Consider the following 23138-nt stretch of genomic DNA (forward strand, 5'->3'; position numbering starts at 1 on the left):
GGAAAAATGAAACTAGTAACACCTAAGTATTATGAGGAATTTAAATGCATCGCTGGAGACTGCACAGATACTTGTTGTGCAGGCTGGGATGTGGATGTAGACAAGAAATCAAACGATTTTTATAAGACAGTAACAGGACCTTTCGGGGATAGACTAAAGGCGGTTTCTGTAGATGATGAAGAGGGCGGCTGCACATTTACCTTAACAAAGGAAAAAAGATGTCCCTTCTTAAATGATGCTAATCTTTGTGATTTATATACAGAGTTAGGAGAGGACAAGCTTTGCGATACCTGTGCAGAGTTTCCAAGATTTATTAACAATTTTGGCGCCTTAAGAGAGATGGGAATTGCACCATCTTGTAAGACAGCTGGGGAAATTATATTTGCCAAAAGAGGAATGATGGAATTTAGCGAATCTGATATTGATGAGGATATCGCTCTTAATGACATCGACCCTTTTGTATATATGCTTCTTAGAAGGGTAAGAAAGCTAAGCTTTAACTTAATTAATGACACGGATTATAAGTTGGGCGAGCGTATTGCAGCCTTCCTTGCAATGAGCAGGGATGTGCAGCGACTTCTTGATATTCAGGAAGATGAGAAGATAGGCAACGTGCTAAAGGCCTATGAGAATAAGGATTTGGTGGATGAGGCTATTAAAAATATTAGAAAGAGACGTCTTGAATCAGAGACACTCTCTGCTAGAAAACTTGGTTTCCCTCAGGATGCTAAGTATTTTGAGCAGATCAAACACTACTTTGATAGTTTTGAAGGCATGGAAGTTATCAACCCTGATTGGTATAAAGTCTGTCAGGCTGTGGATAAGTTCTACGAAGATATCAAGGAAAGTAGAAAAGCTATTGAATTAAAGGACGAATTCAATGAATACTACAAGGATAGACTTGCTGAGTATGACCAGTTATTTAACTACACAATATTTAGATATCTACTAGATGCAGTTAATGACTACGATTTACTCTTAAAGACTACAATTTGTATTGTTTGGTATATTGTTTTAAAGGCAGCAGACATTGCGGTTTGGTATTGCAATGGAAAGACACTATCCTTTACAGAACAAGTTGATATAGCACATTTATACTCAAGACAATTTGAACACTCTTATTCTAATTTTGAAGTGTACAACGAAATGTTTGAAACAAATGAAATATATTCCGTAACTAATCTAGAAGCAATTTGCTTAATGTTTGACTAGTTTGGAATAGTAAGAAAGGTAATTTTAGTATGAAGATGATAATGAGGTATTTGGAAAAATTCAAAAAAGAATGCGTATTAGCACCACTTTTTAAAATGCTAGAAGCAGTATTTGAACTTTTTGTTCCTATTGTAGTTTCTGCAATTATCGATAAGGGTATTGCAAACGACGATATTGCTTTTATTTTAAAATGTAGTGTAATGCTTGTATTCCTTGCGATGATTGGACTTGCAAGCTCAATAACAGCTCAATATTTTAGTGCGAAGGCAGCCATTGGATGTGCAACAAAACTAAGATATAGCGTGTATGAGCATATCTTAGGATTATCTTTTACAGATTATGATGAAGTTGGAACATCCACATTGATTACAAGATTAACTTCTGATATTAATCAGATTCAAAATGGTGTTAACTTAGTTTTAAGACTATTCCTTCGTTCGCCATTTATTGTATTTGGTGCAATGATTATGGCCTTTACAATTAATGTAAAGATCGCTCTTGTATTCGTGGTTACAATTCCTGTATTAGCATTTATTGTTTTTGGAATTATGCTTATTACAAGACCTATGTATCGCGATGTTCAGAATAAGTTAGATAAAGTCCTTTTAACTACTAGAGAGAACTTAACAGGTGTTAGAGTTATTCGTGCCTTTAATAAGCAGGCTAAGGAAAATGTAAAGTTTAAGGCAGAAAACGAAGACCTCAATAAGCTTCAGAGAGTAGTTGGTAGAATATCAGGTCTTATGAATCCTTTGACTTATGTGGTTGTAAATGCTGCTATTGTAGCCTTAATTTACTTTGGTGCTATCAAGGTTAACACAGGTTCCATGACACAGGGACAGGTAGTTGCCCTTTATAACTATATGTCACAGATTTTAGTAGAGTTAATTAAGCTTGCTAACCTTATTGTAACTATTACTAAGGCCCTTGCTTGTGCAGGTAGAGTAGAAAGTGTATTAGCTATTGAATCTTCTATGGATTTTGTAGAAAAGAGACAGGAATTAGATCTTGATGAAAATGTATCTAATAATCAGCCTAAGTTAGAACTTCGCAATGCATCCCTATGCTATAAGGGAAACAGCGAGGACTCAGTTTCTAATATAAATCTTGTTGCTAAGAAAGGTGATATGATTGGAATCATTGGTGGTACTGGTTCAGGTAAAACTACAGTGGCAAATCTTATCTCTAGATTTTATGATGCAACAAATGGTAGCGTACTTATTGATGGTGTAGATGTTAAGGATATTCCTAGAGAAGAGCTTGTAAAGAAGGTATCAGTTTGTATGCAGAAGGCTGTTTTATTTAGTGGAACAGTAAGAGAGAACTTAACAATGGGGAGAAAGGATATCCCAGAGGAAGTTCTTGAAAGGGCAGTGGAAGTTTCTCAGTCTAAGGAATTCTTATCAAAGAAGGAAGGCTATCTTGATTACATGATAAATCAAGGGGCTAAGAATCTTTCAGGTGGTCAGAAGCAAAGACTTAATATTGCAAGAGCACTTTCAGCAAGTCCAGAAATTCTTATTTTAGATGACTGTTCTTCAGCTCTTGATTATGCAACAGATGCAGCACTTCGAAACGCAATCGTAAGAGACTTAAAAGATGTAACAACTGTTATTATTTCACAGAGAGCCGCTTCCTTACTTAATTGTACAAAGATTATTGTACTTGATGACGGTAAGATGGTAGGCGAGGGAACTCATGAAGAGTTACTTGAAAACTGCGAAATTTATAAGGAAATCTACGATTCTCAATTTAGCTCACAGGCTAAAGTTGTAGGAGGTGCACACTAATGAAAAACAATAATAAGAAAACAGTAATTTTTAAGATTTTAGATAGAGTAAAAAATTATAAGCTAGCTTTAGCAACAAGTCTTGTTATGGCTATTGTAACAGTAGTTTGTCAGCTTTATGTGCCAATTTTAATTGGTAGAGCTATTGATTTAATTGTAGGTCCTGGAGAAGTGGATTTTACAGGTATTGCAAAGGTTTTAGGACAGATTGGAATATTTATCTTTGGGGTATTTTTATCTCAGTGGATTATGAATATGTGTAACAACAAGATTACCTTTGGTGTAACAAAGGACATTAGAGATGAGGCTTTTGATAAGATTGAAACTCTCCCTCTAAAGTACATTGACGGTAATTCTTATGGTGATATCGTAAGTAGAGTAATTGCCGATGTAGATACATTTGCAGACGGCTTACTTATGGGCTTTACACAGTTCTTTACAGGTGTGCTAACAATTATTGGTACTCTTGGTTTTATGTTTTTTATTGACTTTAGAATAACATTGCTTGTATTCTTACTTACACCACTTTCACTTCTTATTGCTTGGTTTATTGCAAAGAAGACCTTTAACAGCTTTAAGAGACAGTCAGAGACTAGAGGCGAGCAGACAGCGCTTATTGATGAATCTATTAACGGCGTAAAGATTATTAAGTCTTTTAATAGTGAGCAGAAGTATCTTAAAGAATTTGATGAAATTAATGAACGACTTGCAGATTATTCATTAAAGGCTGTATTCTTTTCAAGTTTAACAAATCCTTCTACTAGATTTGTAAACTCTTTAGTTTATGCAGTAGTAGCTGTAAGTGGTGGTATTTTAGCAATTAATGGTGGTATTTCAGTTGGTGAACTTGTTTCATTTTTAAGTTATGCAAACCAGTATACTAAGCCATTTAACGAGATTTCTGGAGTTATAACTGAATTACAGAATTCAATTGCTTGTGCAGCAAGAATTTTCGAACTTATTGAAGAAGAATCAGAGATTTCAGATGAGGGCAAGTTAGAGCTTTCAGAAATTTCTGGTAAGGTTGATTTGGAAAATGTATACTTCTCATATACAGAAGACACACAGTTAATTACAGACTTTAATTTAGATGTTAAGCCAGGCCAGAGAATTGCAATCGTTGGTCCAACAGGTTGTGGTAAGACTACATTAATTAACTTACTTATGCGTTTTTATGATGTTAATGAAGGAAGCATAAAGATTAGTGGCCATGATTTAAGAGATATTACAAGAGAGTCTTTAAGACATGGTTTTGGTATGGTATTACAGGAGACATGGCTTAAGTCAGGCACAATTAGAGATAATATTGTTATGGCTAAGGAAGATGCTAGCGAAGAAGAGATTATTACAGCTTGTAAGGAAGCATATTCTTGGGGCTTTATTAAGAAGTTACCAAAGGGCCTTGATACTGAGATTGGTGAAGATGGCGGAAGTCTTTCAGCAGGTCAGAAGCAGCTTTTATGTATTACAAGAATCATGCTTGCTAACCCACCAATGCTTATCTTAGATGAGGCTACATCTTCAATTGATACAAGAACAGAATTAAAGATCCAAGATGCATTTGCAAAACTAATGAATGGAAAGACAAGCTTTATCGTAGCCCACAGACTTTCAACAATTAAAAATGCAGACGTAATCTTAGTTATGAAAGACGGAAATATATTAGAACAGGGAAATCATGAAGAGCTATTAAAGGCTAATGGTTTCTATAAGAAGCTTTACGACAGTCAGTTTATTAAGGCTTCAGATGAAGAGGAAGAGTAATAAAGAGGTAAATTTATGGCATTTATTCAGGTAGAAAATGTGACTAAGCGTTATGGCAAGAATTACATTTTAAAGGATATAAATATTGAGGTAAATAAGGGTGAATGTGCCGTTATTATTGGCGCAAACGGCTGCGGTAAGACAACACTTTTATCTATACTTGCAGGAAGTAATAAAGCTAGTTCAGGAAAGATAACTATTGACGGAGTTAATGCGATTTCAAATAGCAAAAGTTTTGATAAGATGATTGGATACATCCCTCAGGAAAATCCACTACTTGAAGGACTAAGTGTTAGAGATAATCTAAAGTTTTGGTATGTTGGAACTAACAGAAATATGGAGGAGGACCTAAAGTCAGGTGCACCTGCCATATTTGGTGTTACAAAATTTCTTGATAAGAAGGTGGAGCAGTTATCAGGAGGTATGAAGAAACGTCTTAGTATCTGTGCGGCTCTTGCAAAGAATCCACCAATTCTTATTCTTGATGAGCCAGGGGCTTCTCTTGATATTGTCTGCAAGCAGGAAATTAAGGAATACATTGAAAGATATATGGCAGTTGGCGGAACAGTGATTTTAGCTAGCCATGAGGATTACGAGATTAATCTTGCAACGAAAATGTATCTTTTAAATGATGGCGTTTTAAAGGAAGTAGAAGTTGGAAGTCACAATGAAATTATGAGGGGACTAGCGCGATGAAAAAGAAATTAGAGTATTTAAGACTACAGATTATTAGTAGTTTTACTTGGGTCCCTAAAATAATTTTGGTGTCGCTAATCTTAGCTATAATCATTGGGGCAGCAGCCTATGGAATATCTGCTTATTCATCAAATTCAGATGACTCCTCTCTTTTAAAGGTGGCAATAGTATATGACGATAATGATAATTCAAAATACATAAGGCAGGCTATGTCTTTAATTGCAGATGAAGAAAGCGTTTCGGAAGTCTGCAGTTTGGTGGAAATGGATGAAGAAAGTGCCCTAACAGGCCTTAAGGATGGAACTGTGGATGTTGTTGTGCTTATTCCTAAGGGACTTATAAGAAGTATTATGAACGGTCAGAATAAGACAATTGAAATGATCTTCCCAAGTGTTGGTGTTAATAATTCTTCTTATATTTATCAGGAGATGATAAATGCCGGTACAAGCGTTGTAAGTACAGCTGAGGCTGGAGTTTATTCTATGGATGATGTCCTAAATGCTCTTTTTAGTGGTCAGAAGGATAAGCAGACAGAATTAGAAAATAAACTTAGCGAAATCTACTTTAGTTATGGCCTTGATAGAAGCATCTACTTTAGTGTGACAGATGTTTCAAAGACAGAAGGCCTCTCAACTACACAGTTTTATATAGCCACTGGTTTCATGCTTTTATTGCTATTTAGCGGTATAGTTTGCGAGAAACTTTTTGTGGTAAATAACAACAGCCTAACTAGGGTGTTAAGAATTGCAGGAATTAAAGAAGGCTACATAAGCTTTTCAAGAATAATGGGAATATGCTTGGTTTACACAGGATTTTTCTGGCTGGTATGCATTTTCCTAGGAATAGTTGGACTACGTTTCCCAGCAATATTTAATTACTACGAGCTTAGTTCGCCTCTAGATTTAATCACTTCCTTAATAGGACTTTTTGTGATTAATTATGCAATTCTTAGCTTTATATTTTTTATATTTATATTAATAGATAACACAATTTATAAGGTTATAGGGCTTTTTATAATAGGAATAGTCTGCATGTATATGTCTGGCTGTATAATTCCTAGCTCACTTCTACCTAATGCCGTAAGGATAATAGGAAACTTCTTACCAACCTACTATTTCTTCAGACTAATAGGACAGATAATGACAACTAATATTAATCCAATCTTGCTTTTTGAAAATGTATTGATTGCTGTAGTTTTAACATCACTTGCAAGTTTGGTGCTTAAATTAAGGGTGAGAAGGGAGTAGTTATGAAAAGGGTTTTATTTTGGATATATTTAATGCTAAAGAAGCAGATTAAAAATCCCTTTATTGTTGGACTTTTGATTGCTATTCCTTTAGTTACTTTGATTGCAAAAAGTATTCCTGCTTTGAATAAATCGGACACGATTCAAATAGGACTATGTCTATCAGATGAAGATGAAATGGCTACAAATACAGTGGAAGCGTTAATTTCTGGAGATTATCCAGTGGATTTTTATTTAGTTGATTCAAGAGAGGATTTGCTTGAAGATATAGTAAACAAAAAGGCTGAGTGTGGTTATGTATTTGGAGAAAATATTTCTGATAAGATAATGGAGGATAACTATAACGGAATTATTGAGTTTGTTATAAATGAATCTAATTATGTAAGTTCAATGACTAACGAGATTGTATTTTCCCAGTTATTTAAGAACTTCGCAGATGATGTATTAGTGGACTTTATATCTAATAATAAGATATTTTCAGAAAAATTAGATAAGGCCATAGTCAACGCTAAATCTAGATATGAAAAATACTTATCAAGCGATGTAACTTTTCATATAGACTTTACTGTGCTTGATAGCGATGATACTTCTAGAAGTGAAATGACTCAAACAACAGGAAAATTTCCGTTAAGAGCCATACTTTATATATTAATATTTGCAGGAGGCTTGTTTGGGGTAGCTTGGTTTTTAGAAGATGAGGCAAAGGGAAGCTATGTAACTTTATCAAAGAGATATAAGATACTTGCAAGACCAGTATATGCCTTTATTGGCGCTTTTCTTTTTTGGATTTCTTCAAGCATTGCCTTGCTTATTGCGGGTAGCAAGATAAGTCCAAAGACGGTTTTATTAGGTATTGCCTATGTGTTCCTTGTAACAGCTTACGCCTGGATTCTTGGAATGATTTTTAGAAGAATCGAGAATTACATAGCAATTACTTTTGTTTTAATTGTTGCCTGCTTTATCTTCTGTCCAGTATTTATCAATATTTCTCTTTATATTGATGCGGCAAAATATATCAGCGCAATCCTTTTGCCAAGCTGGTTTATATAGATAACGAGGTGTTTTAATGAAAATATATTTAGCTAAGGCCGATACAATCGCAGATTACAGCGACATGGCCTATGCAAAACTTACAAACTATCGAAAGAAAAAAACAGACAAATTACACGTAGAACTAGCAAGACTAACAAGCATAACTGCAGGGCTCTTGCTAAATTATGCCACTAAAGATTATTTGAATGCAGGAAGTGATGAGGATTTCGGTATTGATAGTTCTTCGGTAGCTGCTGCGGACTTTGAAGCTACTAATGCTTTAAAAGCGTCTGCCGGCTTGGGGGCTATCTTTCAGGCAAATACAGCCTTCCTTGAATCTTCAATAACTGAGATTTCCTCAGATGAATTGTTTGATGCTTATGATCCAGCTTATGATTTTGAAATTGAAGAGCTTGGTCAGGGAAAGCCAGTGTTTAAAGAAAGAACAGACCTTTACTTTAACATTTCCCACACAGCTAACATTGTAGTTGTGGTTATGGCTAGAAAGCCTATTGGCATTGACATTGATGGCAACAGAAATTTCAGTGACAGAATGATAGATAAATTTTATTCAAAAAAAGAAGCTCAATGGGTTTATGGAAATGAACTTAGAAAGTCAGATAGATTCTTTAATATCTGGACTATGAAGGAAGCTTTTTCAAAGATGCGTGGGGATGGCATTGCAAGAACAATTCTTAATGTAGAATTCTTGCATGACACAGACCAGGTAGAATGTATCTTTAATGGCGAAAAGCAAGACGTGTTAATTGAAGAGCAAGAATATTACGGATACAAAATAGCAGTGATTAGGGAGGCCTAGTCACTGTTTTTTTGTGGCTTAATGGAGTTTTACTATAACTTCGAAAAGACAATTCTAAGCTTGTTGGCACTTAAAAAATCCAGAACAAGATAATCCGCTGTCGAAGACAGAGATTATCAAAGTTCTGGATTTTTGCTAGTACCACTACAAGCTTAGCTTAGCGGGAGCGTGTCTTTGAGAAGTTAATAGTAAAACGCAATGACCGTTTTACAATACATTCCAAAAGCATCCCACTAATCCAGCTCATCAATATGTTTCTTAACTATATCCGCAATGATATCTGCGCATCTTTCTGGTCCAATAACACCAGTATTTAAGCAGATGTCGTAATTGTGGTAGTCACCCATTTCCTGATGAGTGTACTGCTTATAATATGTTTCTCTTAAAATGTCGTGTCTTTCACGGGCCTTCTTAGGATTGAGGCCGAAATTTTCTTCAAGCTCACCTGTACGCTTTGTACGAACTTCTTTATCGGCGTATAGGAAAACATTAAAACATGGAATTCCAGCTTGCTTTAAAACGTAGCCGGCGCAACGACCAACGATGATACAAGGCTTTTTTGAAAGGTTAATAATAACTTCCTTTTGTGCATGGAAGATTCCATCATAAGAACTTGTATAAACCATGGCGTTGTTCATAAGGCTGTTCATAAAGCGAGTAGCACGGCTCATAGCCTCGCCTTCTCTTCTAATATCATCTTCAGAATAACCACTTCTTTTAGCAGTTTCTTTTACGAAATCCTTGTCATAAAAAGGAATGTCTAGAGTGTCAGCTAGGCGCTTTGCAACTGTACGGCCATAGGCTGCGTATTCTCTACTGATAGTGATTACTGGATATTTTAAATTTTCCATAAAACCCCTCCTGGTAAATGTGATTTGTTAGTGGCGGCCCTTGTGGACTGCCACTTTTTAAGTACATTGTAAAGCGGACATTCGGAATCCGCTTCGCTACTTCCTCATGAACGCAGTGGCACTTTGTGCCACCTGTCAGAAGGGGCTTTAACCCCTTCTGACACTAGTAAGCTTTATACCCCCCGCTTAAAGCTTACGCTTTTGAAGCGGGGGATTGCTTACACTGCGTTCAAAAATGATTTCAAATTAAATAATAACTAATTACTAATTACTTGAAGCTAAATCTCTAGGATTACGCTTGCTATTAATATATAGGTAAACTAGGCCAGCAAGTAATAATAAGAGACCAAGTAGATCTGTTACAGTTGCTGGATGAATAAGCATAAGTCCACCTACGGCAATGATTAGTCTTACAACTATGTTCATGTCTGTGAAGCAGTAGCCCTCAAGAGCCGCAGCTAAACCAAATACACCAAGCACTGATGTTACACAGATAAATGCGATCGATAACGGATTTGTATCAATAAGAAGCATTGCTGGATTGTAACAGAACATATATGGTACGATGAAGGCTGCAATGGCAAGCTTTGAGGCCTGGAAGGCGGTCTTCATTGGGTTACTCTTGGCAATTGCTGAACCGGCATAGGCCGCAAGGGCAACTGGTGGAGTAATATCAGCAACAATACCAAAGTAGAATACAAAGAAGTGAGCGGCCATTGTTGGAACGCCCATTCTAACAAGGATTGGAGCTGTTGTAGCAGCCATGATACAGTAGTTAGCTGTTGTTGGAACACCCATACCAAGGATGATACAACAAATCATTGTAAGCACTAATGCGATGATTAAGTGGTTACCAGCAACACCAACAATGGCGTTAATAAGGTCATTTGCAAGACCTGTCATTGTAATAGCACCTGAGATAATTCCGGCAACACCACAAGCGGCACCAACAGTAATTGCGCTCTTACCGCCTTGTTCAAGGGCCTGTAAAATCTTCTTAGGTGTAATTCGATTTTCCTTATCAAATAAACTAACAAAGATAGAGAGGAGAATTGCAAATGTTGCAGCTCTCTGCATTGTCATATAATTTCCTGAAACCCAAACCACAAGCATTACAAGTGGAAGGAGGAGATAAATTTTCTTAATAAGCTTACTCATCTTAGGAAGTTCTTCCTTAGGGATTCCAGTAAGTCTGAGCTTTTTAGCTTCAAGGTGTACTGAAATGAAAATTCCAAGGAAGTAAAGTGCAGCAGGAAGAATAGCTCTTCCAATGATGCTTGAGTAAGGTACGCCAACGAAATCTGCCATAAGGAAAGCGGCAGCACCCATGATAGGAGGCATAATCTGACCACCTGTTGATGAAGCAGCCTCAACAGCCGCAGCAAATTCAGGCTTATAGCCAGTTTCCTTCATCATAGGAATTGTAACAGAACCTGTTGTAACAGTGTTACCAACAGATGAACCAGAAACCATTCCGCAAAGTGCAGAAGAGATAACGGCTACCTTAGCTGGACCACCGGCAAATCTACCAGCGATACTGTTAGCAAGTTTAATAAAGAACTCTGAGATACCTGTCTTTTCAAGGAAGGCACCAAAGATAATGAATACTACAATGAATTTCGAGCAAACATTAACAGGTGTTGAGAAAATTCCTTCCTTAGTATAGAAGAGGTTTCTAACTAAGTACTTTAAACGTCCTAAAAACTCTGGATTTGTAAGTCCTACTGTAAGGGCATAAATTACAAAGAATCCAGCTACAATAAGAATTGGAATACCAACGCATCGTCTTGTAACTTCGATTAAGGCTGCAATAGCCACGATACCAATAATGATTTGATACCATTCAAATTTAGTCCCTAAATTTACGATTGTATTAGCATTTAAGGCAAAATACATATAAGATGCAGTACCTAATACCATAAAAACTATATCGTAAAATGGAATGTGGTTTGGTGTTTGTTCACCCTTCTTTGCAGGATAAATTAAAAATCCCATTAGGATAATCAGTCCCATAAAAGAAGTAAGTCGTATTTCTTCAAGGAAGGTTGCAAAAAGTGTTACATAAATACACCAAAGAGAAAATGCCACAAGCACCAGTGTAATGGCGATTTTTGGCTTTCCTTCCCAAATACGAGTGTTACTTTCTCTGTCGTATTTTTTCATAACAGAGTTTATTGTTTCCTCAGAAACCTCCGGAGTGGAGTTTATCTTATTTAAGTTTTCGCTCAATATTTAATCCTCCTTTTTAGTTTTCATCTGTATTAACTGTGTAACCTTTTTCAGCAAAATACTTTGCAGCTCCTGCATGATAAGGAACAGTAGTAATATCTGTTGCAGACTCTAGAGTAAGTTCCCCACCCTTAGAGTTTTCTAGCTTAATTTCCTCAACATGGTCAAAGATGGCTGCTGTTAGATTATAGACAGTTTCTTCATCCACATCTGCTGAAACAATTAAGGTTGCCTCAACTGCTACAGTTTGAATATCTTCATCCTGATCTGGATAAGTTCCAGCAGGAATTGTATAAGCCTTGTAATAAGAGTAGTCTGATAGGATCTTCTCCTGTAACTCTTCGTCAATTGAAATTAAGTTAACACCATTAGTTGTTGCAAGCTCTGTAATAGCTGTTGTTGGTGTACCTGATACAATAAAGGCAGCATCAATTCGGCCATCCTTTAAGGCCTCCTTTGAATCTTCAAAGGACTGATACTGTGGCTTAATGTCGTCGATATCAATGCCGGCAGCACTAAGAATATCTATAGCGTTAAAGTAAACGCCTGAACCTGCTTGTCCAATAGAAACTCTCTTACCCTTTAAATCCTCAACACTTGTAATTGAGTCATCCATTGTAATAATCTGAACTGTTTCTGAATAAAGTGAAGCTAGGACTCTGAAATCTGTGGTAGCGCCATCATTTTCAAAAGCTCTAGTTCCCTCCCAAGCATATGTCATAACGTCGGACTGTGTAAAAGCTAATTGGAAGTCCCCGTCGTGAATACTTTGAATATTAACTTTAGATCCTCCAGTTGAAACTGCTACTGCCTTAACATCGGCGTAGTTTTTCATATACTGTGCAATTATTCCACCATAAGAATAGTAAGTACCGGATGTTCCACCTGTACCAAACATCATTCTTTGGGATGCTTGTGAGCATCCTGTCATTGTGCCAAGAAATAAGCACATGCAGACAAGGCATGCACATATTTTTTTAAAAGTTCGCATGTCTTTCTCATTTCCTTTCTGTTGTATGTAGTCTATGTCTTTTTTATACCATATTTTAGGATATAAATAAAGGACAGGGCCGACTTACTACAAATCCTTTAATATTTAAAAGCTCGCTGGCTAGTAATATTAAAAGGAAATATAGTAGTCACCATGTCCTTAAAGTTTGTTATATATTAGGCCTTAGCCCTTTGAAAATGTAATTAATATTGTAATTACTTATTCTCCTGATAGTTAACAGCTGCCTCAATAAATCCCTTGAATAATGGATGTGGTCTGTTTGGACGAGACTTAAGTTCTGGATGAGCCTGTGTTGCAACAAACCATGGGTGAGTTGGGATTTCAACCATTTCTACGATTCTACCGTCTGGTGAGATACCTGAAAGGAGCATACCATTTTCAGATAAAACCTTACGGAAGTCGTTGTTAACTTCATATCTATGTCTGTGACGCTCATGAATTGTTTCTTCGCCATATAACTTATAAGCAAGGGAATCCTTGTTAAGTACACATGGGTAAGAACCAAGTCTAAGTGTACCACCAATATCATCAATGCCTTCCTGATCTGGCATAAGGTGAATTACTGGATGTGTTGTGTTAGGATCTAATTCCACTGAATGAGCATCTTCGTAACCAAGTACGTCTCTTGCAAATTCAACGATTGATAACTGCATACCAAGGCATAAACCAAGGAATGGAATCTTGTTCTCTCTAGCAAACTTAATTGCTGTAATCTTACCTTCGATACCTCTGTTACCGAAACCACCTGGAACTAAGATACCTGAAACATCGCCGAGAAGCTCAGCAACATTATCATTATTAACAGTTTCAGAATCCACCCACTTAATATCAACTTCAGCAAGGTTTGTAATTCCACCGTGCTTAAGAGCTTCAACTACTGAAATGTAAGCATCGTGAAGGGAAATATATTTACCAACTAATGCAACCTTAACATTCTTTGTTGGATGCTTTGCGTTATAGCACATCTGCTTCCATTCTGTAAGATCTGGTTCTGGACATGGGAGATTTAAACATTCACAAGCAACTTCTGCTAAATGTTCATCTTCCATAGCAAGTGGTGCATCATAGAGAATATCTACATCTAGGTTCTGTAAAACGTGTGACTTAGGTACGTTACAGAATAATGCAATCTTGTCCTTAAGACCTGGTTCAAGTGGATGCTCAGTTCTACAAACTAAGATATCTGGCATGATTCCCATACCCTGTAATTCCTTAACTGATGCCTGAGTTGGCTTTGTCTTCATTTCACCTGAAGCTTTAAGATAAGGAATAAGTGTTACGTGGATAAGAATTGCATTCTCTTTACCAACTTCGTGCTGGAACTGTCTGATAGCCTCAAGGAATGGCTGAGACTCAATATCACCTACAGTACCACCGACTTCGATAATTGCAATCTTTGTTTCATCGCTTGAGTAGTCTCTAAAGAAACGGCTCTTAATTTCATTAGTGATATGAGGAATTACCTGTACTGTACCTCCACCAAAATCACCACGACGTTCCTTTTGAAGTACAGACCAGTAAACCTTACCTGTTGTAACGTTAGAGTTCTTTGTTAAACTCTCATCTATAAATCTTTCATAATGACCAAGGTCAAGGTCAGTTTCAGCTCCATCGTCAGTAACGAAAACCTCTCCATGCTGTATAGGATTCATAGTTCCTGGATCAATATTAATATAAGGATCGAACTTCTGCATAGTTACTTTATAACCACGCGCTTTAAGAAGTCTTCCTAAAGAAGCGGCTGTTATACCTTTTCCTAATCCGGAAACAACACCACCTGTTACAAATACATACTTAACTGCCATTTTAACCTCCGATTCAAAAAACAAAAGTCGCAAGCGTGCCATTAGTACCTTCTTTGGAAAAATGACACGCTATGCGACTAAATTATAAAAATTAACTTTGGTATTATAACCCTATCAAAGTTTAAATGCCACAAGATTTACTAAAAAATATCAGAAACTAATAATCTAAAGTGAAAACTTTTAGAGAGCTAATTATTTTTATTATTGACTTAAGATTATTATTTGAACGCAGTGTAAGCAATCCCCCGCTTCAAAAGCGTAAGCTTTAAGTGGGGGTATAAAGCTTACTAGTGTCAGAAGGGGTTAAAGCCCCTTCTGACAGGTGGCACAAAGTGCCACTGCGTTCATGAGGAAGTAGCGAAGCGGATTCCGAATGTCCGTTTTACAATAAGGTGGGAGGAAAATACATTTTCAAAAAAATAGAAATAATTCTAAAAGCTATAAATCCTTTATATAAGTTTAAGAAAATCAATTTGATTTTTATTGATTTATGAAATATCCTTCTTTATAATTAATTATGTTAGCGCGATAAAACTTGTGTTTTAGCAAGCTTTTCGCAATTTGTGAATTTGAATAACAATATTAATATTAAGGAGAATATAAATGGAGAATAATTACGATAACAATCGTGATGACCGCGATGATCGCAATAAGCGTGATAACAACAAAAAGCCCAAGAATACTAGTCTCATAGTGTTCGTAATAATTGCGGCTATTGTTACATTTGTTGCAATAACATTACTTAATTCATTATTCCAGAACGCTACTTATAAGGAAATAACTTATAATCAGTTCCTTGAAATGATAGATGAAGGAAAGGTTGAGTCGGTATCACTAGAGAATGACAGAATTCTCATCTATCCAACAGATGATGCAACGGAAGAATCAAACTTAACTGGTATGGAATATACTTATTACACAGGTTATGTTGGAGATGATTCTCTTGTTTCATTATTAAAGAGAAAGGATATTAGTTTTACAGGCTATATTCCAGATTCGAATTCAGCTATTGTTGAATTTTTATTAGCCTATGTATTGCCAATTCTTTTAATTTACGTGGTATTTGCCTTCGTATATAGAAGAATTTCTAAGAGCGGTGGCATGGGCATGGGAATGGGCGTTGGAAAGAGTAACGCCAAGGTTTATGTCCAGAAAAAGACTGGAGTTACATTTAAGAATGTAGCTGGTCAGGATGAGGCTAAGGAGTCTTTAACAGAAATCGTAGACTTCCTTCACAACCCTGATAAATACGTTAAGATCGGTGCTAAGTTACCAAAGGGTGCACTTTTAGTAGGCCCTCCGGGAACTGGTAAGACATTACTTGCTAAGGCTGTTGCTGGTGAGGCTAATGTTCCATTCTTCTCACTTGCAGGTTCGGATTTCGTTGAAATGTTCGTAGGTGTTGGTGCATCTCGAGTACGTGACTTATTTAAGGAAGCAACAAAGCAGGCACCTTGTATCATTTTCATCGACGAGATCGATGCTATTGGTAAGAGTAGAGATTCAAGATACGGAAGCGGTAACGATGAGCGTGAGCAGACACTTAACCAGTTACTTTCAGAGATGGATGGTTTCGATTCCTCAAAGGGTATCTTTATTCTAGCTGCTACTAATAGACCAGAAGTTCTTGATAAGGCCTTACTTAGACCGGGTCGTCTTGATAGAAGAATTACTGTTGATAGACCTGATAAGAAGGGTAGAGTTGAGACTCTTAAGGTCCATTCAAAGGATGTCCTTATGGATGATTCAGTAGATTTTGAAGAATTAGCACTTGCAACTAGCGGTTTAGTTGGTTCAGACCTTGCTAACATGGTAAATGAAGCTGCTATCGGAGCTGTTAAGGAAGGCCGAAGCGTGGTTACACAGGCTGACTTAATGAAGGCTTTCGATGTGGTAGTTGCTGGTAAGGAAAAGAAGGAAAGAGTCCTTACTAAGAAGGAAAAGAGAGTTGTTGCCTACCATGAAATTGGACATGCAATTATTCGTGCTATTAAGAATAATTCAGATCCAGTTCAGAAGATTACAATCATTCCTCACACTAACGGTTCTCTTGGTTACGTTCTTAACTTCCCTGAGGAAGAGAAGCACTTAGAGACTAAGGAAGAGATGATGACAGACCTTGTTTCATTAGTAGGTGGTCGTGCTGCTGAAGAAATCGTAATCGGTTCAGTAACTAACGGCGCTTCTGATGATATTAAGAAGGCAACAAATCTTGCTAAGGTTATGATTACTCAGTACGGTATGTCAGATAGATTTGGTCTTGTGGCTTTATCAACTGTTGAAGATCAGTACTTAAATGGTCGTTCAAGTATGAACTGTGCTCCAAGTACAGAGGCTGAGGTTGATGAAGAGGTTCGTAAGATGATTATGGCAGCTTACGAAGAGGCAAAGCAGATTATTCGTGATAACAGAGATGTAATGGATGAGTTAGCTCATTACCTCTATGATCATGAAACAATTACAGGTAAGGAATTTATGAGAATCTTTAGAAAGGCTAAAGGCATTCCAGAACCTGTAGATACATCGGATTTTACAATATCTGAGAAGGTTGCAGAGTCTGTAACATTTAATGAAGATGGAACATACTCATCAACAATTAGTGGCCCAAGCGAGACTGAAATCTGGCAGGATGCTAAAACTGATGAAAATGTTAACGAAGAAGTAAAGACAGAAACTAAGGCAGAGGAAACTTCTGAGGAAATCTCTAAAGAAACTTCAACAGATGATTCTCATGATGAAACAGCCGAATAAATGTTTTTATTTCGTGGATAAATTTTAATATTTGATTTATAATAGGCTTATGTATTTTTACATAGGCCTATTTCTTTATAATAAGAAGAAAGTCCTATGATTTGATTAATAACACAGTCAGAGATTAGGCTCTGCCTAGGGTTAAAGCGCTTTGCGAGGATGCGCAAGCAAATATAGATTATTAGACATTAAGAAGGGTTTTATATTTATGGATTTCACACATTTACATGTTCATACTGAATATTCATTACTTGATGGCTCTTGTAAGATAAAAGAATTAGTGGCAAGAGCTAAGGAACTTGGAATGGACAGTTTAGCTATAACAGATCATGGCGTTATGTATGGCGTTATAGATTTTTATAAAGCTTGTAAGGAAGCTGACATTAAACCGGTACTTGGTTGTGAGGTTTATGTAGCACCGGGCTCAAGATTTGATAAAGGTCAGGGAACTAGCGAAGATAAGTACAATCACTTAGTTTTACTTGCAGAAACTAACGAAGGTTACAATAACCTTATGAAGATTGTCTCAAGAGGCTTCACAGAAGGTTTCTATTATAAGCCAAGAGTTGATAAGGAATTACTTAGACAATATAGCAAGGGAATTATTGCACTCTCTGCTTGTCTTGCAGGAGAGATTCCAAAGTATCTTAAAAGAGGAATGTATGATCAGGCTAAGGATGTTGCCCTAGAATATGAAGATATATTTGGCAAGGGAAACTTCTTTTTAGAGCTACAAGATCATGGAATAGCTGAGCAGCAGTTAGTTAATCCACAGTTACTTCGTATGTCTAAAGAGACGGGTATTGAGCTAGTTTGTACTAATGATACACACTATATTAAGGCAGAAGATGCCGAGGCTCATGACATTTTACTATGTATTCAGACAGGTAAGAAGGTAGCTGATGAGGATAGAATGCGCTATGAAGGCGGTCAGTATTATTTAAAGACTAAGGAAGAGATGGCTGATTTATTCAAATATGCGCCTGAGGCCTTAACTAATACTCACAAGATTGCCATGCGTTGTAACGTAGATATTGAATTTGGCGTAACTAAGTTGCCACATTTTGATGTGCCAGAAGGCTATACTTCCTGGACATACCTTAATTATCTTTGCTATTCAGGTTTAAAGAAGAGATATCCTGAACAGTGCAAGGATTTATCCGTGGAGGATTTCGTTAAAAAGGCAGAAGAGGAAGCGGTTGAGGATAGAAAGGACGTAGTGATTAAGGTAGCTGAGGATACGAATAACATTTTCCAAAGATTAGCTTATGAGCTTTCTGTCATCTACTCAATGGGTTATGTTGACTACTTCCTTATTGTTTGGGATTACATAAATTATGCTAAAACTCACAATATTCCGGTAGGCCCTGGTAGAGGTTCTGCCGCAGGTAGTATTGTTTCATATTGTATGGGAATCACAGATTTGGACCCAATTCACTACAGCCTTATCTTTGAGCGTTTCCTAAACCCAGAGCGAGTTTCCATGCCCGATATCGACGTAGATTTTTGCTATGAGCATAGACAGGACGTTATTGATTATGTAGTTGAAAAGTACGGTAAAGACTGTGTTAGCCAGATTGTAACTTTCGGTACAATGGCTGCCCGTGCGGTTATTAAAGACGTTGGTCGTGTTATGGATTTGCCATATGCCATGGTGGACAATATTGCTAAGATGGTGCCAAGAGAGATTGGTATCACAATCGATAAGGCCATTAAGGGTAACCCTGATTTAAGGCAAATGTATGAGACAGACGCAACGGTAAAAGAACTAATCGACAAATCTAAGAAGTTAGAGGGCTTGCCTCGTCACGCTTCAATGCATGCTGCTGGTGTACTTATTAGTGGAAAGCCAGTTGAGGAGTACGTTCCGCTATCAGTAGGTTCTGATGGAGCAGTAGTTGCCCAGTTTGTAATGACTACTCTTGAAGAGCTTGGCCTTTTGAAAATGGACTTCTTAGGCCTTAGAACTTTAACAGTTATTAAGGATGCGGCTGATTTAGTTAGAGAAAAGAATCCAGATTTTGATATAGATAAAATCGATTATAGCGACAAGGGCGTCTTTGAGGCCATTGGAACTGGAAAGTGTGACGGTATTTTCCAGCTTGAATCTGCAGGTATGAAGTCCTTCATGAAGGAATTAAAACCTCAGAATATTGAAGATTTAATTGCGGGAATTTCCCTTTATAGACCAGGTCCTATGGACTTTATACCTCAGTATATTGAGGGCAAGAATAATCCTGATAAGGTAGTCTATGACTGTCCTCAGCTAGAGGCAATTCTTAAGCCAACTTATGGCTGTATCGTTTATCAGGAACAGGTTATGCAAATTGTTCGAGACCTTGCTGGTTACTCTTGGGGTCGTTCAGATTTAGTACGTCGTGCCATGTCTAAAAAGAAGGCCTACGTAATGGAGCAGGAGCGTAAGAACTTCATCTATGGTAACGAAGAAGAAGGGGTTAAGGGCTGTATTAAGAATGGAATTAGCGAAGAAGTTGCAGGAAAAATCTATGATGAGATGATTGATTTTGCTAAGTATGCCTTTAATAAGTCCCATGCTGCTTGTTACGCAGTGGTTTCCTTCCAGACAGCTTACTTAAAGACTTACTATCCTGTTGAATTCATGGCTGCCTTAATGACATCAGTAATTGATAGAACTGATAAGGTTGCAGAGTATATCTATGCTTCACGTCAGATGGGTATCGATATTTTAGCACCAAGTGTTAATAAGTCGGATATGGGCTTTAGTGTTGAAAATGGCTCTATTCGTTTCGGTCTTTCTGCTATTAAAAATCTTGGTCGTCCTACTATTATGGCGATTTTAAGAGATAGACAGGCATCAGGTGAATTTAAGAGTATGCAGGATTTCATTACAAGAATGTGTACAGATCTTAATAAGAGAGCTGTGGAAAATTTCATCAAGGCCGGAGCTTTTGATGAATTTTATGACAATAGAAATTCTATGTTAACAGTTTATGATAAGATGCTTGATTCTGCTACAAAGCAAAGTAAGGATGCTATGTCAGGTCAGATGTCACTTTTTGATATGGTATCTGATGAAGATAAGACAGGTTATGAGATTCCAATGCCTAAGGTGGCAGATTTTAATAAGGAGCTAGCTCTAGAGTTTGAAAAGGAAGTCCTTGGTGTATATGTTAGTGGACATCCTCTTGAAGAATACGAAGGTATGTGGAAAAAGCACATTTCTGCAAGAACTCTTGATTTCGAGCTTGATGAGGAAAGCGGAGAAACAAAGGTTACTGATGGTACAAGACAGACTATTGGTGGCATGATTGTTAATAGAAATATCAAGACTACTAAGAATGGTCAGCTAATGGCCTTCCTTACAATCGAGGATTTAGTAGGAACTGTGGAAGTTGTAGTATTCCCAAGAGATTTTGCAAACAATAGAGCAGTTATTGAGAATTCAGACAAAGTCTTTATTACAGGTAAGGTTCAGGCAAATGTAGACGAGAACGGAAAGCTTATTTGTGAAAAGGTAATTAGCTTTGATAGCGTACCAAGAAAGCTATGGATTCGTTTTGCTGACCTTAATGAATACGAAGGGGTTAAAGATGCTCTCGTTAATAAATTAAGAAATAAGCCTGGAAAAGATTCAGTAATTATCTACTGTAGTGCAGAAAAAAAGAAGCTTAGCCTAGACAATAACCTTAAAATAGGCGTAGATTCTGAGCTCATAAAAGACCTTAGAAAGCAGTACGGACCTAAGAATGTTGAGACCACTTAAGATTATTAACTTTTGAGAAAAATGTATTAAAATATATACACAAATCTTTGTTAATGTGTTAACATATAAGGGTAATGGACGTGAAATGGTTAGATTTTGTTGATAACTAATAATTATAAAAATTAAATTTTATAGGGTGTAGCGTTAGTTATAAATAGAGATTGATATTTTTTTAACCATTGGAAAGGGTGTTATATGGCAAAGGAAATTAAGACAATTGGTGTATTAACAAGTGGTGGCGATGCTCCAGGAATGAACGCTGCTATTAGAGCGGTTGTAAGAACTGCTATCAACAAGGGGCTTAAGGTTAAGGGTATAGAAAAAGGCTATAATGGTCTTATTAATAATGAAATTGTAGACATGGATAAACACAGCGTTTCTGATATTATTCAGAAGGGTGGTACAATCCTCTACACAGCTAGATGTCTAGAATTCATGACAGAAGAAGGTGTTCAGAAGGCTGTTGAGAACTGTAGAAAGGCTGGCATTGATGGCATGGTTGTCATTGGTGGTGACGGTTCTTTTAGAGGTGCTCAAAAGCTTGCAGCACATGGAATTAACACAATCGGTGTTCCAGGTACAATCGATCTTGATATTGCATGTACAGAATATACAATCGGTTTCGATACAGCTGTTAACACAGCTATGGAAGCTATCGATAAGATTCGTGATACATCTACATCACATGAGCGTTGTTCTATTATCGAAGTTATGGGACGTAACGCAGGTTATATCGCACTTTGGTGTGGTATTGCCAACGGTGCTGAAGATATCTTACTTCCAGAAAGATATGACTGTGATGAGCAGGCTATTATTAACCACATCATCGAAGGTCGTAAGAAGGGTAAGAAGCATCACTTAATTATTAATGCTGAAGGTATCGGTCATTCAACTGGTATGGCAAGAAGAATTGAAGCTGCAACAGGTATTGAAACAAGAGCAACAATCCTTGGTTACATGCAGCGTGGTGGTTCTCCAACATGTAAGGATAGAATGTATGCTTCAATCATGGGTTCATATGCTGTTGATCTTCTTAACGAAGGAAAGTCTAACAGATTAGTAGCTTATAAGAACGGTGCATTTATTGATTATGATATCGATGAAGCATTAGCTATGAAGAAGGACATCAACGAATATGAATTTGATGTAAGTAACTTACTTTCAAGATAATTTTAGCTAATAAGAAAAACATATATAATATAGAAGAAACTCTATTAAGATGTTATACTAGACGGTGTCGCAATGCGGCACCGTTTTTTTAAACGCAGTAAAATTTTTCGTATAATTTGCCCCCATTAGGTACTGATAATGGGCAAAAAAACTGCGTTTTGTGTAAGAAGTATTAAAAAAATAGGAGGTTCCTATGATTACAAGTACAAGTAATAATCAAGTTAAACATATTATCAATTTAAATAAGAAGGCAAAGGAGAGAAAATCCTCTAAAGAATTTGTTGTAGAAGGAATTCGAATGGTGAAAGAAGCTCCAAAGGAAAGAATAGTAAAAGTATATATCTCAGAGAATTATTATAAGGATAATGAAAAGTTAATTCTAGATTTAATAAACAATGATAAGCTAGAAATCGTAGATAATACCGTATTTTGCAAGATGTCAGACACTCAGACACCTCAGGGCATAATGGCAGTAGTAGCTATGGAAAATAAGAGCTTGGAAGATATAGTATCAGTAAAGAATACTAATAAAGATTTAAGTGATAATAAAATTAAAGCACCTCTTCTTATTTGTCTTGAAAATTTACAGGACCCAGGAAATCTTGGAACCATAATTAGAATGGCAGAAGGAGCAGGTGCAACCGGTGTAATAATGAGCTCTAACACCGTGGATGTCTACAATCCAAAGACTATTAGATCCACAATGGGTTCCCTTTATCGTGTGCCTTTTGTTTATGTGGAAGATTTTTATGAAACAATTTCAAAGCTAAGGGATTTAGGTATCAATACCTATGCAGCTCATCTTAAGGGGGAAAATGTTTACACAGGCCCAGATTTTACAAAGCCTACAGCTTTTTTAATTGGCAATGAGGGTAACGGACTTACAGATAAGGCTAGTGCCTTAGCAAGTTCCCTTATAAAGATTCCAATGGAAGGTGAAGTTGAGTCATTAAATGCAGCGATTGCTACAACAATTCTTAGCTATGAAGCATTAAGACAAAGATTATAAAAATTTA

At 36.8% G+C, this 23138-nt stretch carries 15 protein-coding genes; 11 read left to right on the plus strand and 4 right to left on the minus strand.

All coding sequences use genetic code 11. The features are described from left to right. The first annotated feature begins 6 nt into the window (after positions 1-6). Genes fliB through G600_RS0109585 form a run of 7 tightly spaced genes read left to right on the plus strand, consistent with a single transcriptional unit; the run spans position 7 to position 8559 of the window. Positions 7-1212 (plus strand): flagellin lysine-N-methylase, encoded by a 1206-nt coding sequence (fliB, locus tag G600_RS0109555; RefSeq protein WP_027431735.1) that lies wholly within the window; start codon positions 7-9, stop codon positions 1210-1212. 29 nt (positions 1213-1241) lie between these two features. After that, positions 1242-3002: an ABC transporter ATP-binding protein gene (locus tag G600_RS0109560; RefSeq protein WP_027431736.1), complete on the plus strand. Its 1761-nt coding sequence runs from the start codon at positions 1242-1244 to the stop codon at positions 3000-3002. Continuing rightward, entirely contained in the window at positions 3002-4765 is a 1764-nt protein-coding gene (locus G600_RS0109565) for an ABC transporter ATP-binding protein (RefSeq protein WP_027431737.1), read from the plus strand. The genes G600_RS0109560 and G600_RS0109565 overlap by 1 nt, the downstream gene beginning before the upstream one ends. Before the next feature lie 15 nt (positions 4766-4780). Continuing rightward, positions 4781-5461 (plus strand): ABC transporter ATP-binding protein, encoded by a 681-nt coding sequence (locus G600_RS0109570; RefSeq protein ID WP_027431738.1) that lies wholly within the window; start codon positions 4781-4783, stop codon positions 5459-5461. Then, positions 5458-6708, plus strand: a complete 1251-nt coding sequence (locus G600_RS0109575; RefSeq protein ID WP_027431739.1) for an ABC transporter permease — start codon at positions 5458-5460, stop codon at positions 6706-6708. The genes G600_RS0109570 and G600_RS0109575 overlap by 4 nt, the downstream gene beginning before the upstream one ends. 2 nt (positions 6709-6710) lie before the next feature. Then, the gene (locus G600_RS0109580) at positions 6711-7757 is read left to right on the plus strand and encodes an ABC transporter permease (RefSeq protein ID WP_027431740.1); all 1047 of its coding nucleotides are present in this window, start codon (positions 6711-6713) and stop codon (positions 7755-7757) included. A gap of 16 nt (positions 7758-7773) precedes the next feature. Further along, positions 7774-8559 (plus strand): 4'-phosphopantetheinyl transferase family protein, encoded by a 786-nt coding sequence (locus G600_RS0109585; protein WP_027431741.1) that lies wholly within the window; start codon positions 7774-7776, stop codon positions 8557-8559. Positions 8560-8792: 233 nt separating this feature from the next. On the opposite strand, the gene G600_RS0109590 is transcribed toward G600_RS0109585, so the two are convergent. The 4 genes from G600_RS0109590 to G600_RS0109605 form a co-directional block, all read right to left on the minus strand. Further along, a complete protein-coding gene (locus G600_RS0109590; RefSeq protein WP_027431742.1) occupies positions 8793-9410 on the minus strand; it encodes a cytidylate kinase-like family protein in 618 nt (205 codons plus the stop codon). A 264-nt stretch (positions 9411-9674) separates the two neighbouring features. Then, positions 9675-11639, minus strand: a complete 1965-nt coding sequence (locus tag G600_RS0109595; RefSeq protein WP_027431743.1) for a TRAP transporter permease — start codon at positions 11637-11639, stop codon at positions 9675-9677. 16 nt (positions 11640-11655) lie between these two features. Then, positions 11656-12630, minus strand: a complete 975-nt coding sequence (locus G600_RS0109600) for a TAXI family TRAP transporter solute-binding subunit (protein WP_027431744.1) — start codon at positions 12628-12630, stop codon at positions 11656-11658. 215 nt (positions 12631-12845) lie between these two features. Next, entirely contained in the window at positions 12846-14456 is a 1611-nt protein-coding gene (locus tag G600_RS0109605; protein ID WP_027431745.1) for a CTP synthase, read from the minus strand. A 603-nt stretch (positions 14457-15059) separates the two neighbouring features. Here G600_RS0109605 and ftsH point away from each other — a divergent pair. From ftsH to G600_RS0109625, 4 genes are all read left to right on the plus strand, one after another. Then, positions 15060-17207: an ATP-dependent zinc metalloprotease FtsH gene (gene ftsH, locus G600_RS14345; protein WP_081669467.1), complete on the plus strand. Its 2148-nt coding sequence runs from the start codon at positions 15060-15062 to the stop codon at positions 17205-17207. A 208-nt stretch (positions 17208-17415) separates the two neighbouring features. Beyond that, positions 17416-20952 carry a DNA polymerase III subunit alpha gene (locus G600_RS0109615; RefSeq protein ID WP_027431746.1) on the plus strand — a complete coding sequence of 1179 codons (3537 nt, stop codon included), beginning with the start codon at positions 17416-17418 and terminating at the stop codon, positions 20950-20952. Between the two features lie 195 nt (positions 20953-21147). Further along, positions 21148-22122: a 6-phosphofructokinase gene (gene pfkA, locus G600_RS0109620; protein ID WP_027431747.1), complete on the plus strand. Its 975-nt coding sequence runs from the start codon at positions 21148-21150 to the stop codon at positions 22120-22122. Positions 22123-22315: 193 nt separating this feature from the next. Beyond that, on the plus strand, positions 22316-23131 hold the full coding sequence (locus tag G600_RS0109625; protein WP_027431748.1) for a TrmH family RNA methyltransferase: 816 nt from the start codon (positions 22316-22318) through the stop codon (positions 23129-23131). Positions 23132-23138: the final 7 nt, after the last annotated feature.

It is taken from the genome of Lachnospira multipara ATCC 19207 (assembly GCF_000424105.1).
GTDB lineage: Bacteria > Bacillota > Clostridia > Lachnospirales > Lachnospiraceae > Lachnospira > Lachnospira multipara.